Source organism: Pseudomonas sp. C2B4 (genome assembly GCF_013359695.1).
Classification (GTDB): domain Bacteria; phylum Pseudomonadota; class Gammaproteobacteria; order Pseudomonadales; family Pseudomonadaceae; genus Aquipseudomonas.
Genome location: NZ_JABFMU010000045.1, coordinates 14,148 through 40,757, shown reverse-complemented (window position 1 = coordinate 40,757; position 26,610 = coordinate 14,148). Strand labels below are relative to the sequence as shown.

Here is a 26,610-nt window from a genome sequence, read left to right as displayed (position 1 = left end):
CACATGGGAATGCATTTTCCTGTGGGAGCGAGCCTGCTCGCGAAGAGGCCCTCACAGACGCCAAAAAAAACCTGCTCAAACCATCGCAGAAAAATTCAACCGGAACTGCTGCGGCGTTACCCCCAGCCTGCGGTTGAACACACTGCGCATGTGCTGGGCATCGCGAAAGCCACATTGATACGCCACAGTCTTGAGCGGTGCGCTGGTGCTTTCCAGCATCACCCGCGCCGCATCCACCCTCGCCCGCTCGACGAATTCGGCCGGGGTGATTTTCGCTTCCTTGGCGAACACCCGGGAAAAGTTACGCGCACTCATGTTGGCGGCATTGGCCAGGTCGGCGATGGTCAGGTCGCCAGTCAGGTTGGCCAACACGTAGTGCTGGACCATCGCCACGGCGGAGGTCGGTTCGGCGCGGGGCGTGAGGAACGGGCTGAACTGCGACTGGCCGCCCGAGCGCTGGGTGAACACCACCAGGCGCTTGGCCACACTCAAGGCGACGTCCGCCCCATGATCGCGGCCTAACAGGTACAACGACAGATCGATCCCCGCCGTGACCCCGGCCGAGGTGTAAAGCTCGTTGTCTTGCACGTACAGGCGGTCGGCCTCGACTTGGGTGGACGGGCACAACGCCGCCAGCGCCGCCGCATCCCCCCAATGGGTGGTCACCGTCCGCCCTTCCAGCAATCCCGCCCGGGCGAGCATGAATGCACCATTGCAGATCGAACCGAAGCGTTGCGCCAGCGCACAGGCATCACGCAACCAGGCATCGAATGCCGCGCCGAAATCAATGAACGGCAACTGCGGACCGCCGGCGACCAGCAGCAGGTCGTAAGCCTGCAACCCTTCGCTGAAATGCCGATGGGCGTGCAGCGCCAGACCGTTGGAACAGGCCATCACTCCGCGCTCCACACCAATCACCTCCAGCCGATAGTGATCCTCGGGGGCGAGGAAGCGATTGGCTTCGGAAAACACATCCATGGGACCGGTGACGTCCAGCGACTGGACACCGGCGAACACCACGATGGCAACGGTTTTGTGCATGGTTCGAAAGGCTCTCTATGGATCACACGGACCTGTGGCGAGGGGATTTATCCCCGTTGGGCTGCGCAGCGGCCCCAAAAATCTTAGGAGCGCTGCGCACTCCAACGGGGATAAATCCCCTCGCCACAAAAGCCCGTTCAATTTTGAGCAACCCTAGCCAATCCCTGACCAACAAGCGAGGCTGGCGCGATTTGCATGCTCATTGGCCGGGATCGCAGCCATGGATCGATTGTCCGGTTTCAGGTGCACGAACAGACTGGACTCCTCAGCGCCGCCACGGCGCTCACCCTGAGGAAACGCCCATGAGCACCACCATTGCCGGTATCAAAATCCCCGACAGCGCATTGGCCAAAGCCACCACCGAATACATCCGCGACATCGAATCCGACCTGCTCTACCACCACTCGCGCCGCGTGTTTCTGTTCGGCGCGCTGAGCGGCGAGCGCAAGCAACTGGCCTACAACCCGGAGCTGTTGTATGTCGGCGCAATGTTCCACGACCTGGGCCTGTTGGAAGGTCACCGCAGCGACAACGAGCGCTTCGAAGTCGATGGGGCCAACGCGGCGGCGGCCTTCCTCAAGCCATACGGGCTGAGCGATGACGATATCGAGCAGGTCTGGCTATCGATTGCCCTGCATACCACGCCAGGTGTGCCACAACACCTGCGCCCGACCGTGGCGCTGGTGACCGCCGGCGTGGAAATGGACGTGCTGGGCATGGACTACGCCGCGTTTTCCACCGTGCAGCGCGAAGCGGTGGTGCATGCGCATCCACGGGGTGAAGGGTTCAAGGAGTGCATCATCTGCGCCTTCGCCGACGGCTTGCGCCATCGTCCGAAGACCACGTTCGGCAATGTGAAGACCGATGTGCTGGTGGATCAGGAGCCGGGGTTCAAGCCGATGAACTTTGTCGAGGTCATCCGCCAATCTCCGTGGATCGCATAAACCAAATGTGGGAGCGAGCCTGCTCGCGAAGAGGGAGTGTCAGTCAATATCAACGTTGGCTGACACACCGCTTTCGCGAGCAGGCTCGCTCCCACAGTGGATTAGGGTTGGCCGCAGAATTGTAGCCAACCCGATTTCAGATCAAGCCGCTTCCGGCGCCTGCGCGCGACGCACGTCCGGTTGTTTCCAGGAGTCGGCAGCGCTTTCTTCGATGGCTTGCTGGACCGCACGCTTGCGCGCTTCTTCGGCACGGCGGCTGAAGAACCAGACCAGGAAGGTCATCAGCGATACGGCCAACAGAATCAGGCTGGCCACGGCGTTGATCTCCGGTTTCACGCCCAGACGCACTGCCGAGAACACTTCCATCGGCAAGGTCGTGGAGCCCGGGCCCGACACGAAGCTGGCCAACACCAGGTCATCCAGGGACAGCGCGAAGGACATCATGCCGCCGGCCCCCAGGGAGGGCGCGATCATCGGGATGGTGATCAGGAAGAATACTTTCCACGGCTTCGCCCCCAGATCCATGGCCGCTTCTTCGATGGACAGGTCCAACTCACGCAAGCGCGCCGACACCACCACCGCCACATACGCCGCACAGAACGTGGTGTGGGCGATCCAGATCGTCACGATGCCACGTTCCTGCGGCCAACCGATCATCTGCGCCATGGCCACGAACAGCAGCAACAGCGACAGACCGGTGATCACTTCCGGCATTACCAGCGGCGCGGTCACCAGGCCACCGAACAACGTACGACCCTTGAAGCGGGTGATGCGGGTCAGGACGAACGCGGCCAGCGTTCCCAGTGCGACTGCCGCAATCGCCGTGTAGCAGGCAATTTCCAGCGAGCGCACCACCGAGCCCATCAGTTGCGTGTTGTCGAGCAGGCCGACGTACCACTTGATCGACCAACCGCCCCACACCGTCACCAGCTTCGAGGCGTTGAACGAGTAGATCACCAGGATCAGCATCGGCAGGTAGATGAACAACAGACCCAATACCAGCATCAGGCTGGAGAAACGGAAGCGCTTCATTCTTTACCCTCCATTTCCTTGGCCTGACTGCGGTTGAACAGGATGATCGGCACAATCAGGATCGCCAGCATCACCACCGCCAGGGCGGACGCCACCGGCCAGTCACGGTTGTTGAAGAACTCTTGCCAGAGCACTTTACCGATCATCAGGGTTTCCGGACCGCCGAGCAGTTCAGGGATCACGAATTCACCCACCACCGGGATGAACACCAGCATGCAGCCGGCGATGATGCCGTTTTTCGACAGCGGTACGGTGATCTTCCAGAAGCTGTTGAAGGTACTCGAACCCAGGTCCGACGCAGCTTCCAGCAGGCTGTTGTCGTGCTTCACGAGGTTGGCGTAGAGCGGCAGGATCATGAACGGCAGGTAGGAGTACACCACGCCGATATACACCGCCAGGTTGGTATTGAGGATCTGCAGTGGCTCACTGATCCAGCCCATGCTCATCAGGAACCCGTTGAGCAATCCGTTGTTGCTGAGGATGCCCATCCACGCGTAGACGCGGATCAGGATCGCGGTCCAGGTCGGCATCATGATCAGCAGCACCAGCACCGTTTGCAGCTCTTTGCGGGCACTGGCGATGGCATAGGCCATCGGATAGCCGATCAGCAGGCAGAGGACGGTGCTGATCAGCGCCATCTTCAACGAGCCGAGGTAAGCGGCGATGTACAACTCATCGTCGCCGAGCATTGCGTAGTTGCCGAGGTTAAGCAGCACTTGCAGCTTCTGTTCGGCGTAGCTGTAGATCTCGGTGTACGGCGGAATGGCCACGTCGGCTTCGGCGAAGCTGATCTTCAGGACGATGAAGAACGGCAACATGAAGAACAGGAACAGCCAGATGAAGGGAACCCCGATGACCAACTGGCGGCCACCAGGAATTATTCGATTGAGGCGGCGTTTGAGTTTGCGCATGTTCATGAGCGAAGTACCACGCCGCTGTCGTCTTCCCACCACACGTAAACCTGGTCACCCCAGGTCGGACGTGCACCGCGGCGTTCGGCGTTGGCGACGAAAGACTGGACGATCTTGCCGCTCGGCAGTTCGACGTAGAACACCGAGTGCCCGCCCAGGTAGGCGATGTCGTGCACCTTGCCGCTGGACCAGTTGTATTCGCAGGTCGGCTGGGTCGGCGTCACCAGCAGTTTTTCCGGACGAATCGCATAGGTCACGGACTTGTCCTGGACCGAGGTGCTGATGCCGTGGCCCACATAGATCTGGCGATCCAGGTCTTTGCAGGTAATGGTCGCGTGGCCTTCGGCATCGTCGATCACTTCGCCGTCGAAGATGTTGACGTTGCCGATGAATTCGCAGACCAGGCGGCTGGTCGGGGTTTCGTAGATGTCGATCGGGCTGCCGATCTGCGCGATCCAGCCCAGGTGCATGATCGCGATGCGTTCGGCCATGGTCATGGCCTCTTCCTGGTCGTGGGTCACCATGACGCAAGTTACACCGACGCGTTCGATGATCTCCACCAGCTCCAGCTGCATTTGCGAACGCAGTTTTTTATCCAGCGCGCCCATCGGCTCGTCGAGCAGCAACAGCTTCGGACGCTTGGCCAGGGATCGGGCCAGGGCCACACGCTGACGCTGGCCGCCGGACAACTGATGCGGCTTGCGCTTGGCGTACTGGGTCATCTGCACCAGCTTGAGCATGTCCGCCACCCGAGCATCGATCTCGGCGGCAGGCAGCTTGTCCTGCTTGAGGCCGAAGGCGATGTTCTGCGCCACGGTCATGTGCGGGAACAGGGCGTAGGACTGGAACATCATGTTGATCGGCCGCTCGTACGGCGGCATGTCGGTGATGTCCACGCCGTCGAGGAAGATCCGCCCTTCGGTCGGTCGTTCGAAGCCGGCGAGCATGCGCAGCAGGGTGGATTTGCCCGATCCCGAACCGCCGAGCAAGGCGAAAATCTCGCCTTTCTTGATTTCCAGGGACACGTCGTCCACGGCAATCGTCTCGTCGAACTTCTTCGTGACCCGGTCGATTTTGACCAGCACCTGCTTAGGTGACTGGTCGCCCTCGAGGGCTTTCTTATAGGCGCCGGAGGCAACTGCCATTTACGAAACTCCCAACAAAATTGCAGTTCGCTCAAGGTGAGCGAACCTTGGATAGTTTGAGCCTTGAAGCTATTTACCCGACTTGACCTTGGTCCAGCTGCGGGTCATCAAACGTTGAATGTTTGGTGGTAACTCGATGGACACGTAGGTCTTGTCGAGCACGGCTTGCGGTGGATAAACCGCTTCGTCGGTGCGAATGGACTGTTCCATCAGTTTGTCCGACCCAGGGTTAGGGTTGGCGTAGCCGACGTAATCACTGACCTGAGCGATCACCTCAGGTTTCAGCAAATAGTTGATGAACGCGTGCGCCTCTTTTACGTTGGCCGAGTCCTTTGGAATCGCCAGCATGTCGAACCACAGCGCACCACCTTCCTTGGGAATCGAATATTCGATGTTCACGCCCTTCTTCGCTTCTGCCGCGCGGTTCCTGGCCTGGAACATGTCGCCGGAGAAACCGATGGCCACGCAGATATCGCCGTTGGCCAGATCCGCAATGTATTTGGAGGAGTGGAAGTAGGTGACGTAAGGCCGCACCGCCAGCAACTTGGCTTCGGCCTTTTTGTAATCTTCGGGGTTGGTGCTGTTGGCGTTCAGGCCCATGTAGTTGAGGACCGTCGGCATCATTTCATCGGCGGAGTCGAGGAACGCCACGCCGCAGCTTTGCAGTTTCTTGATGTTCTCCGGCTCGAACACCGCAGCCCAGGAATCGATCTTGTCGACGCCCAGTACCGCCTTTACCTTGTCGACGTTGTAACCGATGCCGTTGGTACCCCACAGGTACGGTACGGCGTACAGGTTACCCGGATCGTTCTGCTCAAGGCGCTTGAGCAACACGGGATCGAGGTTCGAATAGTTCGGTAACTTCGACTTGTCGAGTTTCTGGAAAGCACCGGCCTTGATCTGCTTGCCGAGGAAGTGGTTGGACGGCACGACCACATCATAACCGGTACGCCCGGCCAGCAACTTGCCTTCCAGGGTTTCGTTGGAATCGAATACGTCGTAGACCGGTTTGATACCGGTCTCTTTCTGGAAGTCGGCCAGGGTGGTCTCGCCGATGTAATCCGACCAATTATAAATATGCACTGTGCCGGCGGCCTGGACACTGGCGGCAAGCGTCAGTCCGGCGCCAAGCAGCATGGCATTGCGCAACAAAGAAGAAATAGGCAAATGGAGGTCCTCTAAAATTAGTTGGGCCCAAGTTGCCCCGCGTTACATGACAGCCATGGCTGCCTGGCAACAAAACCGGCGCGCAACTTACCCTCGAAAAACCGTTCCAGCAAACTTTATGAAGATCCCTGTAGGAGCGAGCCCGCTCGCGATGGTCGTCAACGATAACGCTGGGTGCCTGACACCCAGCGGTGCTCTCAGGTTCATCGCGAGCAGAGCTCGCTCCTACACGGTGTATTACTTACCGGATTTGATCTTGGTCCAGCTGCGAGTCAGGATCCGCTGGGTAGCGGCCGGCAAGTCGGCAATCGCGTACAGCTTGGCCAGCACGTCAGCTGGCGGGTAGATGCCTGGATCGCTGGTGATTTCCTTATCAACCAAGGGCGTGGCGGCCGCGTTACCGTTCGGGAAGCGAACGGCGTTGGTGATTTCAGCCATGATTTCCGGCTTCTGCAGGAAGGTCATGAACTTGTAGGCGCCTTCAACGTTTTCGGCATCTTTAGGGATGGCGACCATGTCGTAGAAGCTGCCAGCACCTTCTTTCGGAATGTTGTAGCTGACTTTAACCTTGTCACCGGCTTCAGCCGCGCGGGACTTGGCCTGGTAGATGTCACCCGAGTAACCCACGGCTACGCAGATGTTGCCGTTGGCCAGGTCGGAGATGTACTTGGACGAATGGAAGTAGGCGATCGAAGGACGGACCTTCATGATCAGTGCTTCGGCTTTGTCGATGTCTTCTTTCTTCTGGCTGTCGGTTGGCAGGCCCAGGTAGTGCAGCGCCACCGGAATCATCTCGGTTGGCGAATCCAGCAGGCTGATGCCGCAGGACTTCAGCTTGGCGGCATTTTCAGGCTTGAAGATCAGGTCCCAGGAATCGACTGGAGCGTCGGCACCCAGCGCAGCCTTGACCTTCTCGGCGTTGAAGCCGATACCGATCGAACCCCACATGTAAGGGAAGGCGTGTTCGTTGCCCGGGTCGCTCACCGATACCGCTTTGAGCAGGTCGGTGTTCAGGTTTTTCCAGTTAGGCAGCTTGGACTTGTCCAGCTTCTGGTAGACACCGGCCTTGATCTGCTTGGCCAGGAAGTTGTTCGACGGTACGACGATGTCGTAACCGGACTTGCCTGCCAGCAACTTGGCTTCCAGGGTTTCGTTACTGTCGAAGACGTCATAGACAACTTTGATGCCCGACTCGTCTTCAAACTTCTTGATCGTGTCCGGAGCGATGTAATCGGACCAGTTATAAACGTGCAACACCTTGTCGTCCGCCTGGACGGCACCCGCCATAATGCCCATCAGGGACATGGCGAGGAGGGTCTTGCCAGCAAGCTTTTTTCCTAATGCCTTCATGCGTAATGCTCCAAATTTTTCTTTTTAGAACCACTTTGTTCAGCGGCCGAACCCGGACAACTGGAACCACGGCTAGTCTGGCAAGATCCGAGGCGGTCTTTCAAGGAAAGGCCGCCCTTTATGGTTACTCCGAGCGAAAGTTTCATACTCCCGCTCAGAGCCTAGCACTTAGCCCCGCAATGCACTGAGGGTCAGGTCCAGGCACTTGCGTGCCTTGGCCACCAGCTCATCGATTTCTTCTTTGCTGATTACCAGCGGTGGCGCAATGATCATGGTGTCCCCCACGGCGCGCATGATCAGGCCGTTATCGAAGCAGAACTGCCGGCAGATCATGCCGACGCCCTTGCCTTTGTAGCGCTTGCGCGTGGCCTTGTCCTGAACCAGTTCGATGGCCCCCAACAGCCCTACCCCACGAACTTCGCCCACCAACGGGTGATCGTTCAGTTCCCGCAGACGTTTCTGCAAATACGGTGCCGTTTCCGACTTCACGCGCTCGACAATTTTTTCTTCGCGCAGGATGCGGATATTTTCCAGCCCCACCGCCGCCGCCACCGGGTGGCCGGAGTAGGTGAAACCATGGTTGAAATCGCCGCCTTCGTTCAGCACGGCCACTACCTCGTCACGCACGATCAGGCCACCCATCGGGATGTAGCCGGAGGTCAGGCCCTTGGCGATGGTCATCATGTCGGGCTTGAGGTCGTAGAAATCGGTACCGAACCACTCACCGGTACGGCCGAAACCACAAATCACTTCGTCAGCCACGAACAGGATGTCGTACTTGGCGAGGATTTCCTTGATGCGCGGCCAGTAGCTGTCTGGCGGAATGATCACCCCGCCGGCGCCCTGGATCGGTTCGGCAATAAAGGCACCGACGTTGTCGACGCCGATTTCCAGAATCTTCTCTTCCAGCTGATTGGCGGCCCAGATGCCAAACTCTTCCGGCGTCATGTCGCCGCCTTCGGCGAACCAGTACGGCTGGGCGATGTGGACGATGCCCGGGATCGGCAAGTCGCCCTGTTCGTGCATGTAGGTCATGCCGCCCAGGCTCGCACCGGCCACGGTGGAACCGTGATAACCGTTCTTGCGGCTGATGATGACTTTCTTCTTCGGCTGGCCCTTGATCGCCCAGTAGTGGCGGACCATACGCAACATGGTGTCGTTGCCTTCGGAGCCGGAACCGGTGAAGAACACGTGGTTCATGCCTTCTGGCGCGATGTCGGCGATGGCCTTGGCCAGTTCCAGTACCGGTGGGTGAGCGGTCTGGAAGAACAGGTTGTAATACGGCAGTTCGCGCATTTGCTTGCTGGCGGCGTCGGCCAGTTCGTCACGACCGTAACCGATCGCCACGCACCACAGGCCGGCCATGCCGTCGAGGATCTGGTTGCCCTCGCTGTCCCACAGGTAAACGCCCTTGGCGTTGGTGATGATCCGCGGGCCTTTTTCCTTCAGCTGCTTGAAGTCGCTGAACGGGGCCAGGTGGTGATCGCTGCTCAGGGTTTGCCATTCACGGGTTTGTGGGTTCTTGCTGGTCATACGGATCTCCTAAAAAATCAGGTGAAAGCGCCGCTCGACAACGGCGGCGCCCGGCGCATCAGACGGCGAATAGCAGGAATTCCCGTTCCCACGAACTGATGACGCGCTTGAAGTTTTCATGCTCGGCCCGCTTGACCGCGACGTAGCCAGTGATGAAATTTTTGCCCAGGTACTTCTCGATGGTCGCGCTGTTTTCCATGCGCTCCAATGCATCTTCGATGGTCAGCGGCAGGCGCAGGTTGCGGCGCTCATAGCCACGGCCCACCACCGGCGCACTCGGGTTCAGGCCTTCGACCATGCCGATGTAACCGCAGAGCAGGCTCGCGGCAATCGCCAGGTACGGGTTGGCGTCGGCGCCCGGCAGACGGTTTTCGACCCGACGGTTTTGCGGCCCGGCGTCCGGAACCCGCAGGCCCACGGTGCGGTTTTCTTCGCCCCACTCCACGTTCACCGGTGCCGAGGTATCCGGCAGGAAGCGGCGGAACGAGTTGACGTTGGGCGCAAACAGCGGCAACAGCTCGGGAATCAGTTTCTGCAGGCCACCAATGTGCTGCAGGAACAACTGGCTCATGGTCCCGTCTTCATTGGAGAAGATGTTCTTGCCGGTCTCGATGTCGATGATGCTCTGGTGCAAGTGCATGGCACTGCCGGGCTCGCCGGTCATGGGCTTGGCCATGAAGGTCGCCGCCACATCGTGCTTGAGCGCGGCTTCGCGCATGGTGCGCTTGAACACCAGGATCTGGTCGGCCAGGGACAGGGCATCGCCGTGACGGAAGTTGATTTCCATCTGCGCCGTGCCGTCCTCGTGGATCAGCGTGTCGAGGTCCAGCTCCTGCAATTCGCACCAGTCGTAGACGTCTTCGAACAACGGATCGAATTCGTTCGCCGCTTCGATGGAGAACGACTGGCGACCGATTTCCGGGCGGCCGGAGCGGCCGATCGGCGGTTGCAGCGGATAGTCCGGGTCGTCGCTGCGCTTGGTCAGGTAGAACTCCATTTCCGGCGCCACGATCGGCTGCCAGCCCCTGTCGGTGTAGAGTTTCAGGACTTTCTTGAGCACGTTGCGCGGCGACAGCTCGATCGGGTTGCCTTGCTTGTCGTAAGTATCGTGGATGACGATGGCGGTCGGCTCGATGGCCCATGGCACCATGTACACCGCGTTCTGGTCGGGACGGCAGATCATGTCGATGTCGGCCGGGTCGAGCAGTTCGTAATAGATGTCGTCTTCGACGTAATCGCCGGTCACGGTCTGCAACAGCACGCTTTCTGGCAGACGCATGCCTTTTTCGGCGATGAATTTGTTGGTCGGCGAAATCTTGCCCCGGGTAATCCCGGTCAAGTCCGCGATCATGCATTCGACTTCTGTGATCTTGTGGCTTTTCAACCAATCGGTGAGCTGGTCGAGGTTGTTACTCATAAATGCCTCTAGGCTTTGAGTTTCCTGACGCTTGCGAGTCAGGTGTTTGACGCATCGGCGTCGCGTTGTCATGCGTATCTACGACAGGCTATCGTGTTTTTCCTAACAGCCCGATAAACGCCGGGCGTGCAGAATCGCGAGCGGAACCCTGCACGATGGCCGAGCCGCTATTGTGAATCGGTTCTATATTGAATGGAGTAACCGTAATGGGTGTGCCATTGCGGCCGTCCAGAATAACGGACGGGGAGGGTCGATCTGCCAGGGAAGCAAGGATCACCGACAGGCCTGAAGCCTTGGAGGCTGCGGCGTTGACGTAAATGTCGCCACTGATGTGATGAGCATGCAGGCCGTCCTGCGTAGAGCAGGCGGTAACGCCGATTATCGGCAGGCGAGACATGAAGCACCCCGGTATTATTGCTGTTATGGGTTTGATTCGAGCTTAGCCTTGTTCATTTTTTTACACAACACCCCCGTAAAAAATACAACACGGCCGGCTCAAGCCTGCGGGTGCCGCGTCCCCCACGGACCAAAAAACGCCCCAAACTGCCCCATAAATGCCTTCACGGCGCTTTTTTAGGGCAAAAAAGGCCTCGCTTGACTTCGGCAGGCCGTTCGGGTTGACTGGAATCTGAAAAGATCAATGATTGATATTTTTAACAACAAAGGTGTTGCATCATGTCGGTACCCCCGCGTGCCGTTCAGCTTAACGAAGCGAACGCGTTCCTTAAGGAACATCCTGAGGTTCTGTACGTTGACCTTCTGATTGCGGATATGAATGGTGTGGTGCGCGGCAAGCGCATTGAACGCACCAGCCTCCACAAGGTTTACGAGAAAGGCATCAACCTGCCGGCCTCTCTATTTGCCCTGGATATCAACGGCTCGACGGTGGAAAGCACCGGCCTGGGCCTGGACATCGGCGACGCCGATCGAATCTGCTATCCAATCCCCGATACCCTGTGCAACGAGCCATGGCAGAAGCGCCCGACCGCGCAACTGTTGATGACCATGCACGAACTCGAAGGCGAGCCATTCTTCGCCGACCCGCGAGAAGTGCTGGCCAATGTCGTGCGCAAGTTCGACGAAATGGGCCTGACCATCTGCGCCGCGTTCGAACTGGAGTTCTACCTGATCGACCAGGAGAACGTGAACGGTCGTCCGCAGCCGCCTCGCTCGCCGGTTTCCGGCAAACGTCCGCACTCGACACAGGTCTACCTGATCGACGACCTCGACGAATACGTCGACTGCCTCCAGGACATTCTGGAAGGTGCGAAAGAGCAAGGCATCCCGGCCGACGCCATCGTCAAGGAAAGTGCCCCGGCGCAGTTCGAAGTGAACCTGCACCACGTGGCCGACCCGATCAAGGCCTGCGACTACGCGGTCCTGCTCAAGCGTCTGATCAAGAACATCGCCTACGACCATGAAATGGACACCACCTTCATGGCCAAGCCTTACCCAGGCCAGGCGGGTAACGGTCTACACGTCCACATTTCGGTTCTCGACAAAGACGGCAAGAATATTTTTGCCAGCGAGGATCCCGAGCAGAACGCCGCACTGCGTCACGCGATCGGCGGTGTGCTCGAGACCCTACCGGCGCAGATGGCTTTCCTCTGCCCGAACGTCAACTCCTACCGTCGTTTCGGCGCACAGTTCTATGTGCCGAACTCGCCAAGCTGGGGCCTGGACAACCGCACCGTAGCCCTGCGCGTACCGACCGGCTCCGCCGACGCAGTACGTCTGGAACACCGTGTGGCCGGCGCCGATGCCAACCCGTACCTGCTGATGGCTTCGGTCCTGGCCGGTGTGCACCATGGTCTGGTCAACAAGATCGAGCCGGGCGCTCCTGTGGAAGGCAACAGCTACGAGCAGAACGAGCAAAGCCTGCCGAACAACTTGCGTGATGCACTGCGTGAGCTGGACGACAGCGAAGTCATGGCCAAGTACATCGATCCGAAATACATCGATATCTTCGTCGCGTGCAAAGAGAGTGAGCTGGAAGAGTTCGAACACTCCATCTCCGACCTCGAGTACAACTGGTACCTGCATACCGTTTAAGCGGTAGGCGTAAAAAACGAAACGCCGCAGGCCCAAAGCCTGCGGCGTTTTTTTTAGGCGCCCCGTTGACTGTAGGCATGAGCCCGCCTTACGTAGGACGCTTCCGCTAGCGCGACCACTCCCATGGTTGTAGCGACGATGCCGCTGATGGAACCCGATGCCATGCAGGCTCGGAACATTGGAAACGAACTCATGGAAACTCAGCCCACCGGCTGTAGGACAGTTCTTTCGAGCCCTCAGGACGGAGCTGATAGAGAGGCGCTCACTTAGCTCTCAAACTTTGGCGTGTCGGGTTTGCCCCGCCACACCTCCTGAGTATTGAGAACAACACGCATGAAAAAACACCTGCTGTGCGCCACCCTTTCACTGGCCAGTGTCGGCTTGTGCACCCACGTCATGGCACGCAACGATCACACGTCCTCCTGGAGCTACAGCGCCGATACCGGTCCGCAGCACTGGGGTGAACTCAAGAGCGACTACACACTCTGCTCGACCGGCCTGACCCAGTCACCGATCGATATTGGCGATGCCGTCAAAGCCGACCTGAGTCCCCTGACCTTCAGCTACCGCGCAAGCAGCGCCACTGTCCTGAACAACGGCCATACCATTCAGGTCTCGCCAGTGGATGCCGGTGGTATCACCTTGGCTACCGGTGATTACTCGCTGGTTCAACTGCACTTTCATACGCCCAGCGAAGAAAAAATCCAGGGTCGCACTTACCCACTGAACGTGCATTTCGTCCACCGCAATGCAGCGGGCGAGCTGGCCGTGGTTGCCCTGTTGTTCGAAGAAGGTGCCTACAACCCGGCGCTTGAACCTATTCTGGCGATCATGCCCAAGGAAGCGGGAGGCATGACCAAGCTGTCCGTGCAAAACATCGCCGACTTGCTGCCTGCAACCCGTCATTACTTTTCCTACATGGGATCCCTGACGACGCCGCCCTGCAGCGAAGGCGTGCGCTGGCATGTCCTGACTCAACCCGTTCAGTTGTCTAAAGACCAACTGCAAGCCTTCCAGGCGCTGTACCCGATGAACGCGCGTCCTGTTCAACCGTTGAATGGCCGGACCGTCCAAGTCGGCGGCTGAAGCCCCTATTGAAGCCACTGCGGGCAACGGGCGACTGTACAGACAAGGGGCAACCTGCCTCGTACAATGCCCGCTGCCCCGCAGGAGACTTCAATGACACGCGTAGCCACTCCCCGTAAACCCCGCGCACGCAGCCAGGCCCGGATCGACTCAATCCTCGATGCGGCTCGCACCCTGCTGGCGGCCGAGGGCGTGGCCAGCCTGTCGATCTACAGTGTCGCCGACCGCGCGCAGATCCCGCCCTCCTCCGTCTACCACTTCTTTGCCAGCGTACCGGCCCTGCTCGAAGCCTTGACGGCCGATGTCCACGCCGCCTTCCGTGCCTGCCTGCAAGCCCCCATCGACCACCACGCCCTCAGCGGCTGGCGTGACCTGTCGCGATTGGTGGAACAACGCATGCTGGCGATCTACAGCGAAGACGCCGCCGCGCGCCAATTGATACTCGCCCAGCACGGCCTGACCGAAGTCACCCAGGCCGACCGTCAGCACGACATCGAATTGGGCGACCTGATGCACAAACTGTTCGATCACCATTTCGAATTGCCAAAGCTGCCGGACGATGTCGATGTGTTTGCCCTGGCCATGGAGCTTGGCGACCGGGTGTATGCGCGTTCGGTGCAGCAACATGGGCAGATCACGGCGCGCATGGCGGAAGAAGGGATGCGGGTGTTTGATGCGTATCTGGGGTTGTACCTGCCGCCGTATCTGCCTAAGCGCGTTATCCCTGCCTGACTCTTTTTTGGCTTCACTGGCCTCTTCGCGAGCAGGCCACACCGCCGAACCAACGGATTCACGCTCATAAAAAACCCCGAAGGGCTCATACCCTTCGGGGTTGTTGTTTGCGCACACGCTTACAACTTGGCGATCGACACCTCGGTGGATTTCACGAATGCGATCACTTCACTGCCCACGGCCAGTTCCAGCTCTTTCACAGAACGGGTGGTAATCACCGAAGTGACGATGCCGGAAGCGGTCTGTACGTCGATTTCCGACAGCACGTCACCCAGGACGATTTCCTTGATGGAGCCTTTGAACTGGTTGCGAACGTTGATGGCTTTGATAGTCATGATGTTGATTCCTGTCGTTGAATGAGGCTTGAGTTATTGCGCCCAACGCAGCTGCGTAGGCAAGGGTGAAACGGGTTCCGGTTCCGGTGGCTGGCCAGGCAGCGACAGCACACGGTTGAGGACTTCGGTTTCCAGCGCCGCCAGCCGGTGTGAACCGCGCACCCGAGGGCGTGGCAACTCCACATGCAGGTCGAGGCCGACTTCACCGTCCTCGATCAGGATCACCCGATCGGCAATCGCCACCGCTTCACTGACGTCGTGGGTGACCAGCAACACCGTGAAACCGTGCTGCTGCCAGAGCCGCTCGATCAGTTGCTGCATTTCGATGCGGGTCAGCGCGTCGAGGGCGCCCAACGGTTCGTCGAGCAACAGCAGGCGTGGTTGATGAATCAGTGCACGCGCCAGGGCCACACGCTGCTTCTGCCCTCCGGACAGTGCCGCCGGCCACTCATTGGCGCGATCCGCCAGGCCGACCGCCTCCAGGGCTTCAAGCGCTTGCGGCCGCCAGTTGCCCTTGAGCCCCAGGCCGACGTTGTCGATGATTTTTTTCCACGGCAGCAGACGCGCTTCCTGGAACATCAGCCGGGTGTCTTCCCGCGCCTCACTCAACGGCGCGGAACCGGCCAGCAATTCACCGCCCGTCGGCTGGTCGAGACCGGCGAGCAAGCGCAGCAACGTGCTTTTACCGCACCCGCTACGCCCCACCACCGCGACAAACTGCCCGGCCGGAATGTGCAGGTCGATCTCCCGCAGCACCTGCCGCGAGCCAAAGGTTTTTTGCAGCTTGCGCACTGCCAGCGGAATCCCCCGCAGCAGGCGTGGAGGTTGTTGAGCAGTCATGCGGCACCTCCTTTGACGACCTGATAGGCCGGATGCCAGCGCAGCCACACACGTTCAAGTCCACGAGCCGCGAGGTCGGCCAGTTTGCCGAGCACCGCGTACATCAGAATCGCCAGCACCACCACGTCGGTCTGCAAGAACTCCCGGGCGTTCATGGCCAGATAGCCGATGCCGGAGCTGGCGGAAATGGTTTCCGCGACGATCAGGGTCAGCCACATGAAGCCCAGGGCGAAGCGCACGCCGACCAGAATCGAAGGCAGCGCGCCCGGCAGAATCACCTGGCGGAACAGGCTGAACCCGGACAGGCCATAGCTGCGGGACATCTCCACCAGCGCCGGATCGACGTTGCGGATGCCGTGGTAGGTGTTGAGGTAGATCGGGAATAAGGTGCCCAGCGCTACCAGGAAAATCTTCGCCGACTCGTCGATGCCGAACCACAGGATCACCAGTGGAATCAGCGCCAGGTGCGGCACGTTACGGATCATTTGCACCGAGCTGTCGAGCAGGCGTTCGCCCCATTTCGACAGACCGGTGATGAAGCCCAGGGTCAGGCCGATGCCGCCTCCGATGGCGAAACCCAGTGCAGCACGCCAGCCGCTGATGGCCAGGTGCGTCCAGATTTCGCCGCTGCGTACCAGGCTGACCCCGGCTTCGATCACGGCGATGGGCGCCGGCAGAATCCGCGTCGATAACCAGCCCGCCGACACCGACAACTGCCACACCGCCAACAGCAAGACCGGCAATGCCCAGGGCGCGAGGCTGTGGATGATTTTCTTCATGGCTGCGCCTCAGCTCTGGGACGCGGCTTTGGGGAGAATATCGTTGGCCACCATCTCGCCGAACGGGCTGACGTAACCGGCGCTTTTCGGCAACTCGGGACGCTCGATATCGAGGTGCGGGAACAGCAACTCGGCAACGCGATACGACTCTTCCAGGTGTGGATAACCAGAGAAGATGAAGGTGTCGATGCCCAGGTCCGCGTACTCCTTCACGCGGGCAGCCACGGTCGGACCATCGCCCACCAGCGCCGTCCCGGCACCGCCGCGCACCAGACCGACGCCGGCCCACAGGTTGGGGCTGACTTCCAGGTTGTCGCGACTGCCGCCGTGCAGCGCGGCCATGCGTTGCTGACCCACCGAATCGAAGCGCGCCAGCGATGCCTGGGCGCGGGCGATGGTGTCGTCGTCCAGGTGCGAGATCAGCCGATCCGCCGCTTGCCAGGCTTCGGCATTGGTTTCGCGAACGATCACATGCAGACGAATACCGAAGCGCACGGTGCGACCGAGCTTGGCGGCCTTGGCGCGTACTTGCTCGATCTTCTCGGCCACGGCGGCCGGTGGTTCGCCCCAGGTCAGGACCATTTCCACCTGCTCGGCAGCCAAATCCTGCGCCGCTTCCGACGAGCCGCCGAAGTACAGCGGCGGACGCGGTTGCTGGATCGGCGGATAGAGCAACTTGGCGCCCTTCACGCTGATGTGCTGACCGTCGTAATCGACGGTTTCGCCTTCCAGCACACGACGCCAGATGCGGGTGAATTCCACCGAAGCCTGATAGCGCTCTTCGTGGGTCAGGAACAGACCGTCGCCGGCCAATTCTTCCGGATCGCCGCCGGTCACCAGGTTGAACAGCGCACGTCCGCCGGACAAACGATCCAGCGTCGCCGCCTGACGCGCCGCCACCGTCGGGGAAATGATCCCGGGGCGCAGGGCGACAAGGAACTTCAGACGCTGGGTCACCGGGATCAGTGACGCGGCGACCAGCCACGAGTCCTCGCAGGAGCGACCGGTAGGGATCAGCACCCCGCCGAAGCCCAGGCGATCGGCCGCTTGCGCGACTTGTTGCAGGTAACCGTGGTCGACGGCGCGAGCGCCTTCGGCGGTGCCAAGGTAATGGCCGTCGCCGTGGGTAGGCAGGAACCAGAAGATATTGAGGCTCATGGAGTGGTCTCCTTGGGGAATCGATTTACTGGGCTTTGGCAACGGCCGCCGGCGGCGTCCAGATCACGTCTTTGATGCTCAGCGGCTTCGGAATCAGCTTGAGCTGGTAGAAGCTGTCAGCGATTTTCTGTTGCGCGGCGACCACTTCCGGGGTCAGGAACAGTGCGCCATAGCCCTGGCGTTTCACCGAGGTCAGGGTGATGTCCGCTGGCAGGCCGAGCAGTGGCGACACCTGTTGGGTCACGTCTTGCGGGTTGGCCTTGGACCACTCGCCGACTGCGCGCACTTCTTCCACCAGGGTCTTGATCACCTCAGGATTCTTTTGTGCGTAAGGCTTGGTCGCCAGATAGAACTGATGGTTGTCGACGATGCCCTGGCCATCGCGCAGGGTGCGCGCTTGCAGTTGCTGTTCGGCGGCTGCCTGGTACGGGTCCCAGATGACCCAGGCGTCGACGCTGCCACGTTCGAACGCGGCGCGGGCATCGGCCGGCGGCAGGAACACGGTCTGGATATCGGTGTATTTGAGGCCCGCGTCTTCCAGTGCGCGCACCAGCAGGTAGTGCACGTTGGAGCCTTTGTTCAGGACGACTTTCTTGCCCTTGAGCTCGGCCACCGATTTGATCGGCGAGTCTTTCGGCACCAGGATCGCCTCGCTGTGCGGCGCTGGCGGTTCGTAGGCGACGTAGAGCAGATCGGCGCCGGCCGCTTGAGCGAACACTGGCGGGGTTTCGCCGGTCACGCCGAAGTCGATGGAACCGACGTTCAGGCCTTCGAGCAGTTGCGGGCCACCGGGGAATTCAGTCCATTGCACGTCCACGCCTTGGGCGGCGAGGCGCTTTTCCAGGGTGCCTTTGGCTTTGAGCAGCACCAGGGTGCCGTATTTCTGATAGCCGATTCGCAGGGTTTCAGCTTGAGCTTGAGTAATGGCGCCGAAGGCTACAGCCGCTGCAAACAGAGCGACCAGACCACGACGCAAAATGACAGGGCGCATGGCGCTCTCCTTTTTGCAGTTGGGTTTTGGCTGCACCTGCTTGCCCGTTGGCGGGCGAGTAAGGCCAGTACTTCAATTTCAGGTGGGGCTTAAATGCTCCAGCGAGCACTCAACAAACGATCATTCAACAGGTTCGGATCGAGCGGCTTGGGCCGTCGCGCCATGGCGCTGAAAAACAGCTCCAGTGATTCATTCAGTCGTTGTTCCAGCTCCGGGGCCAACTGCGCCTGGGCGCTGCCTTCGCCGTAGGCGATCTGGCTGTCGACCGCGAAGATCCCCTGGAGCAGTTCCTGGGCCTTCAACGCAGAGAGCACGGGCTTGAGCGCGTAATCCACCGCCAGCATGTGGGCGATGCTGCCCCCGGTTGCCATCGGCAAAACCACTTTGTGGCTCAAGGCGCGTTCTGGCAGCAGGTCCAACACGGTTTTCAACGCACCGGAGAACGAGGCTTTGTAAACCGGAGTGGCAATCAGCAGGCCATCGGCATTTTCAATCTGTTGCAGCAAGTCGATCACCTTCGGGCTGTCGAAGCGTGCATGCAGCAAGTCTTCGGCCGGGAAGTCCCGTACCTGATAACTCACCACTTCCACGCCCTGCCCTTGCAACCAACGTTGGGAGCGCTCCAGCAGCACCCCGGAACGGGAGCGTTGGCTGGGACTGCCGCCGAGTGAGACCACCAGCATTCGGACAATTCCTTGAACGGTATAGGCGATTCGCGGTTTGCGATCTCGCTTCGATGGAGTGACCTTAACAGGTGATTTATATATCTATAAATCATATTTATTCATTTGGTTATTCGTTTTGGAGATATAAATTTCCATTTCTCCCAGGCGAAAAAAAAGGCCGTCGAAACGGCCTGAAATCCCCTGCTTTGTGGATTCTGTTCACTCTGAATTCCGTGGTGCCCGGGCCATCGTCTTCGCGAGCAGGCTCGCTCCCACAGTGGTACGCGGTCAACTGTGGGAGCGAGCCTGCTCGCGAAAGCGGTATCCGCTACACCACAAGACTCAATGACTCAACGGTTCGGCTGCGGCGTCAGGCGCAAGTAAGGCTTCACCGCGCGATAGCCCTTCGGAAAGCGCTGTTTGATTTCCTCTTCATCCTTGAGCGACGGCACGATCACCACCTCGTCCCCGTCCTGCCAGTTGGCCGGAGTGGCGACCTTGTGGTTGTCGGTGAGTTGCAGCGAGTCGATCACCCGCAGGATTTCATTGAAGTTGCGGCCCGTGCTGGCCGGGTAGGTGATGGTCAGCCGGACCTTCTTGTTCGGATCGATCACGAACAGAGAGCGCACCGTCAGGGTATCGTTGGCATTGGGATGAATCAGGTCGTAGAGGTCCGAGACCTTGCGGTCGGCGTCGTCGAGGATCGGGAAGTTGACGACGGTGTTCTGGGTTTCGTTGATGTCTTCGATCCAGCGGTGGTGCGAATCCACCGGGTCGACCGACAGCGCAATGGCCTTGACCCCACGCTTGGCGAATTCATCTTTCAACTTGGCCGTGAAGCCAAGCTCAGTGGTGCACACCGGCGTGAAGTCGGCCGGATGGGAAAACAGCACGCCCCAGCTATTGCCCAGCCACTCGTGGAAACGGATGGTACCGGCGCTGGAATCCTGTTCGAAGTCGGGGGCGATGTCGCCCAGTCTGATGCTCATGGTGTCGCTCCTGGTGAGTGCTGGTTGAGCTCAACTGTGCCTGTGTTTTTTATCTGTTAAAAAGAATAAATATCGATTTGTTTAGACCCAAAAGAAATATTAAACATCTGTTCACTGGACGTGCTCACCGATCGAGCCGAACATCGGCCACAAGGTTCGAGAAGGCCTTGAGTTGCTGCAAAAGAGGGAAATTTCAAGGCGGGTTTACGGGGGTGAGCCCGGTTTGAAAACGCAAAAGCCCCGCCCGGCGAGATGCCGGGCGGGGCTTTTTTGCGTCGGTTACCCACTGTGGGAGCGAGCCTGCTCGCGAAAGCGTCGTGTCAGCCGCACATCAGCTGAATGACACACCGCTTCGCGAGCAGGCTCGCTCCCACACGCTATTACAACAGCGGGATCGAGTAGCTGACGATCAGGCGGTTTTCGTCCTGGGAGCGAGTGTTCGGCAGATCGGTACGCCACATGGCGTTTCTCCACTGCAGGCCGAGGTTCTTCAGCGCGCCCGATTGAACGACGTAGCCCACGGTCAGGTCGCGTTCCCACTCGGAAGCGTTGTTGACCGCCTGGCGACCGGCAGCGTTGACGGTATCGATGTCGTCACCGTGCAGGTAAATCACGCCAGCCGTCAGGCCAGGCACGCCGACCTTGGCGAAATCGAACGAGTAACGTGCTTGCCAGGTACGCTCGCCGGCACGGGCAAACTTCTGGATTTGCATGTCAGTGATGATGTAGGCCGATGCACCGTCGCCCTGGTTCAGGTACGGGAAATCGCTGCTGCCGTTGCTGACCTGGTAACCGCCACCGAAGGTGTGACCTTCAACGGAGTACAGGAACAGGCCGCTGTACAGGTTGTTGTCGACTTTGCCTCGACCACTTGCAGCGCCGCTGTAGTCGCCGGTGCTGAAGTAGGTAGAGTCGTGACCATTTGCGCCATCATCTCGGCTGTTGAAGTAGCGCAGGTCGGATTTCAGCACGCCCGGGCCGATTGCCCAGTTGTGAGTCAGACCCAGGAAGTGCTGCTTGTAGAAGTCTTCCAGATTGCCGTAGTAGTACTGGGCAGTCAGGTCCTTGGTGATTTTGTAGTCACCACCACCGTAGATGAACTTGTTGCTGTCGCGACCAGCAGCCGTGCGGTTGTTGGCACCGGCAATCGACAGCTCTTCGTTGTTGCTGGAGTTACGACCCTTGGCGTGCTCGATCTGACCGCCTACCAGTGTCAGGTCCTTGATATCGCCCGAGGTGATCTGGCCACCCTGGAACGTTTGCGGCAACAGACGACCGTCGTTGGTCACAATCACCGGCAGTTTTGGCTGCAGGGTGCCCAGCTTCAGTTCGGTCTGGGAGATCTTGGCTTTGGCCGTCAGGCCCAGGCTGGAGAAGTTATCAACCGCTTCGCCGTTGGATTTGCTAGGGAAAACGGTGCCGCCGTAAGAACCGTAGTTCGTTGCGGTTGCAGCGGTAGCACCGTTAGTGCCGCCACCCGAATCCAGCTTCACGCCCAACAAACCAATCGCATCAATACCGAAGCCGACAGTGCCTTGGGTGTAACCGGAGGTGAAACGCAGGTCGAAGCCTTGGCCCCATTCTTCGTTTTTGTTCGGGACGTTGCCGGTACCGTCACGGTAGTCCTGGTTGATGTAGAAGTTACGCAGTCCCAAAGTAGCCTTGCTGTCTTCGATGAAACCGGCGGCGCTTGCCTGTTGCGCCAAAACCCCTACGGCCACAGCCAGGGCCAGGGTGGACTTGTTCATTGTTTCGCTCCTATCGTTTTCTAATTTTTTGGTCCGAGGTCGAATGCCCCGGATCCTTGATTCGTATGACGTGCACCACGAACCCGCAGTGAATACTTGCCCCTGAAAATCAGGGCGGCGCAGCATACCCGTTCATAAAACCGAAATGAATCGCTCGATCCTTATTTATATCTAGATCGAATATATATCGTCGTACGATGTCCGACCAGAACATATCGGCAATCAAACCGATTCCTGTAGGCGTGGTGATCGGAGGGCGGAACAGGTGTGAACGAGAGTGTTGCGGGGGCCTGTGGTTCAGGTGGGGCTACTGTAGGCGTTTGCGTAAAAATCTAAAAAGAATAAAAAATCATCGATATTTGCTTTTATGGAATAAAAACCCGAGCCCCAAAAAAAGCCCCGTCCGCAGACGAGGCTTCTTTCACAACTACGCCTTACTTGAAGGCGTAGGTGTAGTTGAAGATCAAGCGAGTCTGGTCTTCATCAACAAGGGTGGTGCCGTCGCCACGATAAGTACCGTGACGCAAAGTTGTACCGAACCCTTTCAGCACGCCCGTTTGAATCACGTAATCGATACGTGCGTCGGTCTCATGCTCGCTAAGGTCTTTACCGCCGTTGACATCCTTGATGTCTTGACCATTCAGGTAAGCAATCGAAGCTTTCAGACCGGGTACGCCCAGCGAGGCGAAGTCATAGGAGTACTGACCGTACGAGGTGTTCTCACCGGCACGGATGAAGCTACCCACAGTAGCGTCGGTGAACGAGTAGAAGCTCGCACCGCCCGCACCTTCTGGGCGACCGTTGCTATCGACAACGGCACCCTGGTTCAGGAAGACAAAGCCGCCGTCATCGTTGACACGCTGATGCCCGAGCAGAAACGCGTGGCCACCCAGGGTGTAGGTGAACGTGGCGCTCCAGGTCTTGTTATCGACCTCACCCTTGTTCTTGGCGAAACCACCGTTGTTGTTGAACTGGTAGCCAGCCTGGCCGCTGGAGTTCTTGCCGTCGGAGCTGCTGTCGAAATAGCGAAGATCGGTCTTGAACGATTGGTTCGGGGCGATCGGGTAAACGTGAACCAGGCCGAGGAAGTTCTGCTTGTAGAAATCTTCCAGGTTCGCGTAGTAGTACTGCAGCAACAAGTCTTTGGTGACCTTCCAGTCAGCACCGGCGTAACGGAACTGATTGCTGTCCTGAGTAGCGCCATTCACAGACAGACCAGTGCTGTTGGAGGAAGCACGACCGGTCGCATGTTCGAGTTGACCTACGTTGAAGGTGACGTTGTCGATTTCCTTCGAAGTGATGGTGCCGCCTTCAAAGGTTTGTGGCAGCACGCGACTGTCGTTGGCGATCAGGATCGGCATGTTGGGCTGCAGAGCGCCACCGTAGTGGGCCTCGGTCTTCGAGAAGCGTCCCTTAACATTACCGGCCAAGCGGCTCCACTCATCAGTCGCCGAACCGTCGGTATCGCTCGGGCTGAACGTGTTGGCGTTCGGGTGATGGCCCTTGCCACCGTCCAGATGGATCCCGACCAGCGCCTGAGCGTCGATACCGAAGCCGACTGTGCCTGGCGTGAAACCGGACTGGAAGTCGAACTTCAGGCCTTCAGCGGCCTCTCGCTGTCTGTTACCAGCATTACTAGGAGCGGTGCTAGTAGAACCTTCACGTTTATCGGAATCGAAATAATAGGTACGCGAACTGACGGAAGCCTTGCTGTCTTCGATGAAACCCGCGGCGCCTGCCTGCTGCGCCAACACACCTACGGCCACGGCCACAGCCAAGGTCGACTTGTTCATTGTTTAAACTCCTCTCGTCTCTAATTCTTGTAGTCCTGGTCCCGAATCAATTGCCCGGAATCCTAAGATGCGCGATTAGCGCCAGAGCGTGACTCACAAGTCAATCGTAACTTTGTGTGTCTACGACCATAGTCTAATCCCCGTTTTTTTGGTCCTTGCAAGGTCATGCGTTCGTCATAAACCTGAAAAGAATGGGTGGATTCTTTTCTCATACCCTTTAGGAATTTCGCTCACCCATTAGGGTAGAGCAGCCTACCCATAAGCTAATTCCTAAATGGTATTTATTAGCCGTTTTTTAGATCGATTAGGTTTGGAAGCAATTCCGCAACAAAACCTATCGAAAAGGCCCTCGCCATGACGACCAAACGCGCACTATCCAGTCCATTTGTTACAGTTTGTGTGTCGCTGTTTTTTTCTTTTTCAGCTCACGCGGCGAACCTCACGGTCGGCTACCAGACCGGTATCGACCCCAGCAAAGTGCCTCAGGCGGATGGCCTCTACGAAAAAACCATCGGCGAGAAGATCGATTGGCGGCGTTTCAACAGTGGACCGGAAGTGGTGACTGCGATTGCGTCCGGCGATGTGCAGATCGGCAATCTCGGCTCGAGCCCGCTGGCAGCCGCCGCTTCACGCAATCTTCCCATCGTCGCGTTCATCGTCTCCGCACAGATCAATGCGGCCGAAGCGTTGGTGGTGCGCAACGGCAGTGGCATCGAAAAACCGCAAGATCTGATCGGCAAGACCATCGCCACGCCGTTCGTTTCGACCTCTCACTACAGCCTGCTGGGTGCGCTGAAGCACTGGGGCCTGGATGCGTCGAAAGTCAAAGTGGTGAACCTGCAACCGGCGGAAATCGCCGCTGCGTGGAAGCGTGGCGATATTGATGGCGCGTTCGTCTGGTCGCCCGCGCTGGGGGAAATTCGCAAGACCGGCAAGACCTTGACCGATGCCGCGCAGGTTGGCCAATGGGGAGCGCCGACCTTCGAAGTCTGGGTGGCGCGCAAGGATTACGCCGAGAAGCATCCGGAAGTCGTGGCCAAGTTCGCCAAGGTCACCCTGGACTCATTTGCCGACTATGCGGCACATAAAGACAGCTGGACCGCGGACTCCATACCGGTGCAGAAAATCGCCAAACTGACCGGTGCAAACGCCGCCGATGTCCCTGAGTTGCTGGCCGGCTCCGCCTTCCCGGATGCCAAGGCGCAACAGACCAGCGCGTTGCTGGACGGCGGCACGGCCAAGGCGATTGGTGAGACGGCGAAGTTCTTGAAGGAGCAAGGGAAGGTAGAAACGGTGCTGCCGGATTATTCGCCGTATGTCAGTGCGAAGTTCGTGCAGGAGTAAGCGCAAAACACTGTGGCGAGGGGATTTATCCCCGTTGGGCTGCGAAGTGGCCCCAAAAATGGGACTGCTGCGCAGTCCAACGGGGCGGTGCGACGTTTCGCTAAATCCCCTCGCCACAACAGCCCTCGGTTACAGGGCTTTTTCGAAGATCTTCGAATTGCGCTGATAGTTGTACAGCGACGCCCGAGCCGACGGCAGACGATCAACGCTGCTCGGCGCGAAGCCACGCTCGCGGAACCAGTGGGCGGTGCGGGTAGTGAGGACGAACAGGGTTTTCAACCCTTGAGCCCGGGCGCGGGTTTCGATGCGCTCCAGCAATTCATCGCCGCGACCGCCATGACGGTACTCCGGGTTCACCGCCAGGCACGCCAGTTCACCGGCATCCGAATCGGCAATTTGATACAACGCCGCACAGGCGATGATCATGCCTTCACGCTCGACCACGCTGAACTGCTCGATTTCACGCTCAAGCACTTCGCGCGAACGCCGCACCAGAATGCCCTGCTCCTCCAGCGGACTGATCAAGTCCAGCAATCCGCCGACGTCTTCGATGGCCGCTTCGCGCACCACTTCGAATTGTTCCTGGGCCACCAGCGTACCGCCACCGTCGCGGGTGAAGAGTTCGGTCAGCAGCGCGCCGTCCTCGGCATAGCTGACGATATGGCTACGGGCCACGCCGCCACGGCAGGCTTCAGCCGCGGCATCGAGCAGCTCCGCCTGGTAATTGCTGCCCAGACGCTGCAGATGCGCCGGCACCTGTTGCGGACGCAGCTCACGAACCAGTCGCCCGTGTTCATCGATCAAACCTTCTTCAGCACCGAACAGCAGCAGCTTGTCCGCGCCCAGGTCGATGGCCGCGCGGGTGGCGACGTCTTCGCAGGCGAGGTTGAAGGTTTCACCGGTCGGCGAGTAGCCCAATGGCGACAGCAGCACGATGGAGCGCTCGTCCAGCAGGCGATTGATGCCCTTGCGGTCGACCCGGCGCACTTCGCCGGTGTGGTGATAATCGACGCCTTCGAGCACGCCGATCGGCCGTGCCGTCACCAGGTTGCCGCTGGCCACCCGCAGGCGCGAGCCCTGCATGGGCGATGACGCCATGTCCATCGACAGCCGCGCTTCGATGGCGATGCGCAGTTGGCCAACGGCATCGATCACGCATTCCAGGGTCGCGGCATCGGTGATGCGCATGCCGTGATGGTAATGCGGGGTCAGGCCGCGGGCGGCGAGGCGTGCTTCGATCTGCGGGCGGGAACCGTGAACCAACACCAGTCGCACGCCCAGGCTGTGCAACAGCACCAGGTCATGGACGATATTGCCGAAGTTGGGGTGTTCAACGCCGTCGCCAGGAAGCATGACGACAAAGGTGCAATCGCGGTGGGCGTTGATGTAAGGCGAAGCGTGACGAAGCCAATTGACGTATTCGGGCATGAACCTGGGCCTGTAATAAATAGCAGCCGAAAAAAGGGCGAAACAGAAAACGCACAGCGGGCTGATGGTTATCGTCGGAACAGGCTTGGCGACACGCGCGCTCTCCTCATGAATACGGGTTGGGGTACCG

General features: G+C 59.2%; 24 protein-coding genes. 5 read left to right on the top strand and 19 right to left on the bottom strand.

What is annotated here, in order from left to right:
* Positions 1-75: 75 nt before the first annotated feature.
* Positions 76-1,041 carry a GlxA family transcriptional regulator gene (locus tag HNQ83_RS23270; protein WP_175391101.1) on the bottom strand — a complete coding sequence of 322 codons (966 nt, stop codon included), beginning with the start codon at positions 1,039-1,041 and terminating at the stop codon, positions 76-78.
* 302 nt (positions 1,042-1,343) lie between these two features.
* On the opposite strand from HNQ83_RS23270, the gene HNQ83_RS23265 reads away from it, so the two are divergent.
* Entirely contained in the window at positions 1,344-1,985 is a 642-nt protein-coding gene (locus HNQ83_RS23265; protein WP_175391100.1) for an HD domain-containing protein, read from the top strand.
* Between the two features lie 141 nt (positions 1,986-2,126).
* On the opposite strand, the gene HNQ83_RS23260 is transcribed toward HNQ83_RS23265, so the two are convergent.
* The 8 genes from HNQ83_RS23260 to HNQ83_RS23225 all read right to left on the bottom strand — a co-directional run bounded on the left by HNQ83_RS23260 (position 2,127) and on the right by HNQ83_RS23225 (position 10,937).
* Entirely contained in the window at positions 2,127-3,017 is an 891-nt protein-coding gene (locus HNQ83_RS23260; RefSeq protein ID WP_175391099.1) for an ABC transporter permease subunit, read from the bottom strand.
* Positions 3,014-3,895: an ABC transporter permease subunit gene (locus HNQ83_RS23255; RefSeq protein WP_175391113.1), complete on the bottom strand. Its 882-nt coding sequence runs from the start codon at positions 3,893-3,895 to the stop codon at positions 3,014-3,016. Before HNQ83_RS23255 ends, HNQ83_RS23260 begins: the two co-directional genes overlap by 4 nt.
* Before the next feature lie 35 nt (positions 3,896-3,930).
* Positions 3,931-5,073, bottom strand: a complete 1,143-nt coding sequence (locus HNQ83_RS23250; RefSeq protein ID WP_175391098.1) for an ABC transporter ATP-binding protein — start codon at positions 5,071-5,073, stop codon at positions 3,931-3,933.
* Positions 5,074-5,142: 69 nt separating this feature from the next.
* Positions 5,143-6,240 (bottom strand): polyamine ABC transporter substrate-binding protein, encoded by a 1,098-nt coding sequence (locus tag HNQ83_RS23245; protein WP_175391097.1) that lies wholly within the window; start codon positions 6,238-6,240, stop codon positions 5,143-5,145.
* A 237-nt stretch (positions 6,241-6,477) separates the two neighbouring features.
* Positions 6,478-7,590: a polyamine ABC transporter substrate-binding protein gene (locus HNQ83_RS23240; protein ID WP_175391096.1), complete on the bottom strand. Its 1,113-nt coding sequence runs from the start codon at positions 7,588-7,590 to the stop codon at positions 6,478-6,480.
* Between the two features lie 168 nt (positions 7,591-7,758).
* Entirely contained in the window at positions 7,759-9,123 is a 1,365-nt protein-coding gene (locus HNQ83_RS23235) for an aspartate aminotransferase family protein (RefSeq protein ID WP_175391095.1), read from the bottom strand.
* Positions 9,124-9,181: 58 nt separating this feature from the next.
* A complete protein-coding gene (locus HNQ83_RS23230) occupies positions 9,182-10,540 on the bottom strand; it encodes a glutamine synthetase family protein (protein ID WP_175391094.1) in 1,359 nt (452 codons plus the stop codon).
* An 88-nt stretch (positions 10,541-10,628) separates the two neighbouring features.
* Entirely contained in the window at positions 10,629-10,937 is a 309-nt protein-coding gene (locus HNQ83_RS23225) for a gamma-glutamyl-gamma-aminobutyrate hydrolase family protein (RefSeq protein WP_175391093.1), read from the bottom strand.
* 278 nt (positions 10,938-11,215) lie between these two features.
* Here HNQ83_RS23225 and HNQ83_RS23220 point away from each other — a divergent pair, with 278 nt between their 5' ends.
* The 3 genes from HNQ83_RS23220 (at position 11,216) to HNQ83_RS23210 (ending at position 14,410) form a co-directional block, all read left to right on the top strand.
* Positions 11,216-12,592, top strand: a complete 1,377-nt coding sequence (locus HNQ83_RS23220; protein WP_175391092.1) for a glutamine synthetase family protein — start codon at positions 11,216-11,218, stop codon at positions 12,590-12,592.
* Positions 12,593-12,925: 333 nt separating this feature from the next.
* On the top strand, positions 12,926-13,678 hold the full coding sequence (locus HNQ83_RS23215; protein ID WP_175391091.1) for a carbonic anhydrase: 753 nt from the start codon (positions 12,926-12,928) through the stop codon (positions 13,676-13,678).
* A gap of 93 nt (positions 13,679-13,771) precedes the next feature.
* Complete coding sequence (locus tag HNQ83_RS23210) at positions 13,772-14,410, top strand: TetR/AcrR family transcriptional regulator (RefSeq protein ID WP_175391090.1); 639 nt, start codon at positions 13,772-13,774, stop codon at positions 14,408-14,410.
* Positions 14,411-14,529: 119 nt separating this feature from the next.
* Here HNQ83_RS23210 and HNQ83_RS23205 read toward each other — a convergent pair whose 3' ends face one another.
* The 9 genes from HNQ83_RS23205 to HNQ83_RS23165 all read right to left on the bottom strand — a co-directional run bounded on the left by HNQ83_RS23205 (position 14,530) and on the right by HNQ83_RS23165 (position 23,708).
* Positions 14,530-14,745, bottom strand: a complete 216-nt coding sequence (locus tag HNQ83_RS23205; RefSeq protein ID WP_007967989.1) for a molybdopterin-binding protein — start codon at positions 14,743-14,745, stop codon at positions 14,530-14,532.
* 33 nt (positions 14,746-14,778) lie between these two features.
* The gene (gene ssuB, locus HNQ83_RS23200) at positions 14,779-15,585 is read right to left on the bottom strand and encodes an aliphatic sulfonates ABC transporter ATP-binding protein (protein WP_096514328.1); all 807 of its coding nucleotides are present in this window, start codon (positions 15,583-15,585) and stop codon (positions 14,779-14,781) included.
* A complete protein-coding gene (ssuC, locus tag HNQ83_RS23195) occupies positions 15,582-16,364 on the bottom strand; it encodes an aliphatic sulfonate ABC transporter permease SsuC (protein WP_056854057.1) in 783 nt (260 codons plus the stop codon). The genes ssuB and ssuC overlap by 4 nt, the downstream gene beginning before the upstream one ends.
* A 9-nt stretch (positions 16,365-16,373) precedes the next feature.
* Complete coding sequence (gene ssuD, locus HNQ83_RS23190) at positions 16,374-17,522, bottom strand: FMNH2-dependent alkanesulfonate monooxygenase (RefSeq protein WP_008026018.1); 1,149 nt, start codon at positions 17,520-17,522, stop codon at positions 16,374-16,376.
* Between the two features lie 25 nt (positions 17,523-17,547).
* On the bottom strand, positions 17,548-18,513 hold the full coding sequence (locus tag HNQ83_RS23185) for a sulfonate ABC transporter substrate-binding protein (protein WP_175391089.1): 966 nt from the start codon (positions 18,511-18,513) through the stop codon (positions 17,548-17,550).
* An 89-nt stretch (positions 18,514-18,602) separates the two neighbouring features.
* Positions 18,603-19,196, bottom strand: a complete 594-nt coding sequence (gene ssuE, locus HNQ83_RS23180; protein ID WP_175391088.1) for an NADPH-dependent FMN reductase — start codon at positions 19,194-19,196, stop codon at positions 18,603-18,605.
* A gap of 332 nt (positions 19,197-19,528) precedes the next feature.
* Positions 19,529-20,167 carry a peroxiredoxin gene (locus tag HNQ83_RS23175; RefSeq protein ID WP_175391087.1) on the bottom strand — a complete coding sequence of 213 codons (639 nt, stop codon included), beginning with the start codon at positions 20,165-20,167 and terminating at the stop codon, positions 19,529-19,531.
* A 380-nt stretch (positions 20,168-20,547) separates the two neighbouring features.
* Positions 20,548-21,915, bottom strand: coding sequence for an OprD family porin (locus tag HNQ83_RS23170; RefSeq protein WP_175391086.1), 1,368 nt, complete (start codon positions 21,913-21,915; stop codon positions 20,548-20,550).
* Positions 21,916-22,349: 434 nt separating this feature from the next.
* Positions 22,350-23,708, bottom strand: coding sequence for an OprD family outer membrane porin (locus HNQ83_RS23165; RefSeq protein WP_175391085.1), 1,359 nt, complete (start codon positions 23,706-23,708; stop codon positions 22,350-22,352).
* Positions 23,709-24,062: 354 nt separating this feature from the next.
* Between HNQ83_RS23165 and tauA the strand changes: the two genes are divergently transcribed.
* The gene (gene tauA, locus HNQ83_RS23160; protein WP_175391084.1) at positions 24,063-25,052 is read left to right on the top strand and encodes a taurine ABC transporter substrate-binding protein; all 990 of its coding nucleotides are present in this window, start codon (positions 24,063-24,065) and stop codon (positions 25,050-25,052) included.
* Between the two features lie 129 nt (positions 25,053-25,181).
* Here the strand turns inward: tauA and argA are convergent, their stop codons facing one another.
* Positions 25,182-26,480, bottom strand: a complete 1,299-nt coding sequence (argA, locus tag HNQ83_RS23155) for an amino-acid N-acetyltransferase (protein WP_175391083.1) — start codon at positions 26,478-26,480, stop codon at positions 25,182-25,184.
* Between the last annotated feature and the right edge of the window lie 130 nt (positions 26,481-26,610).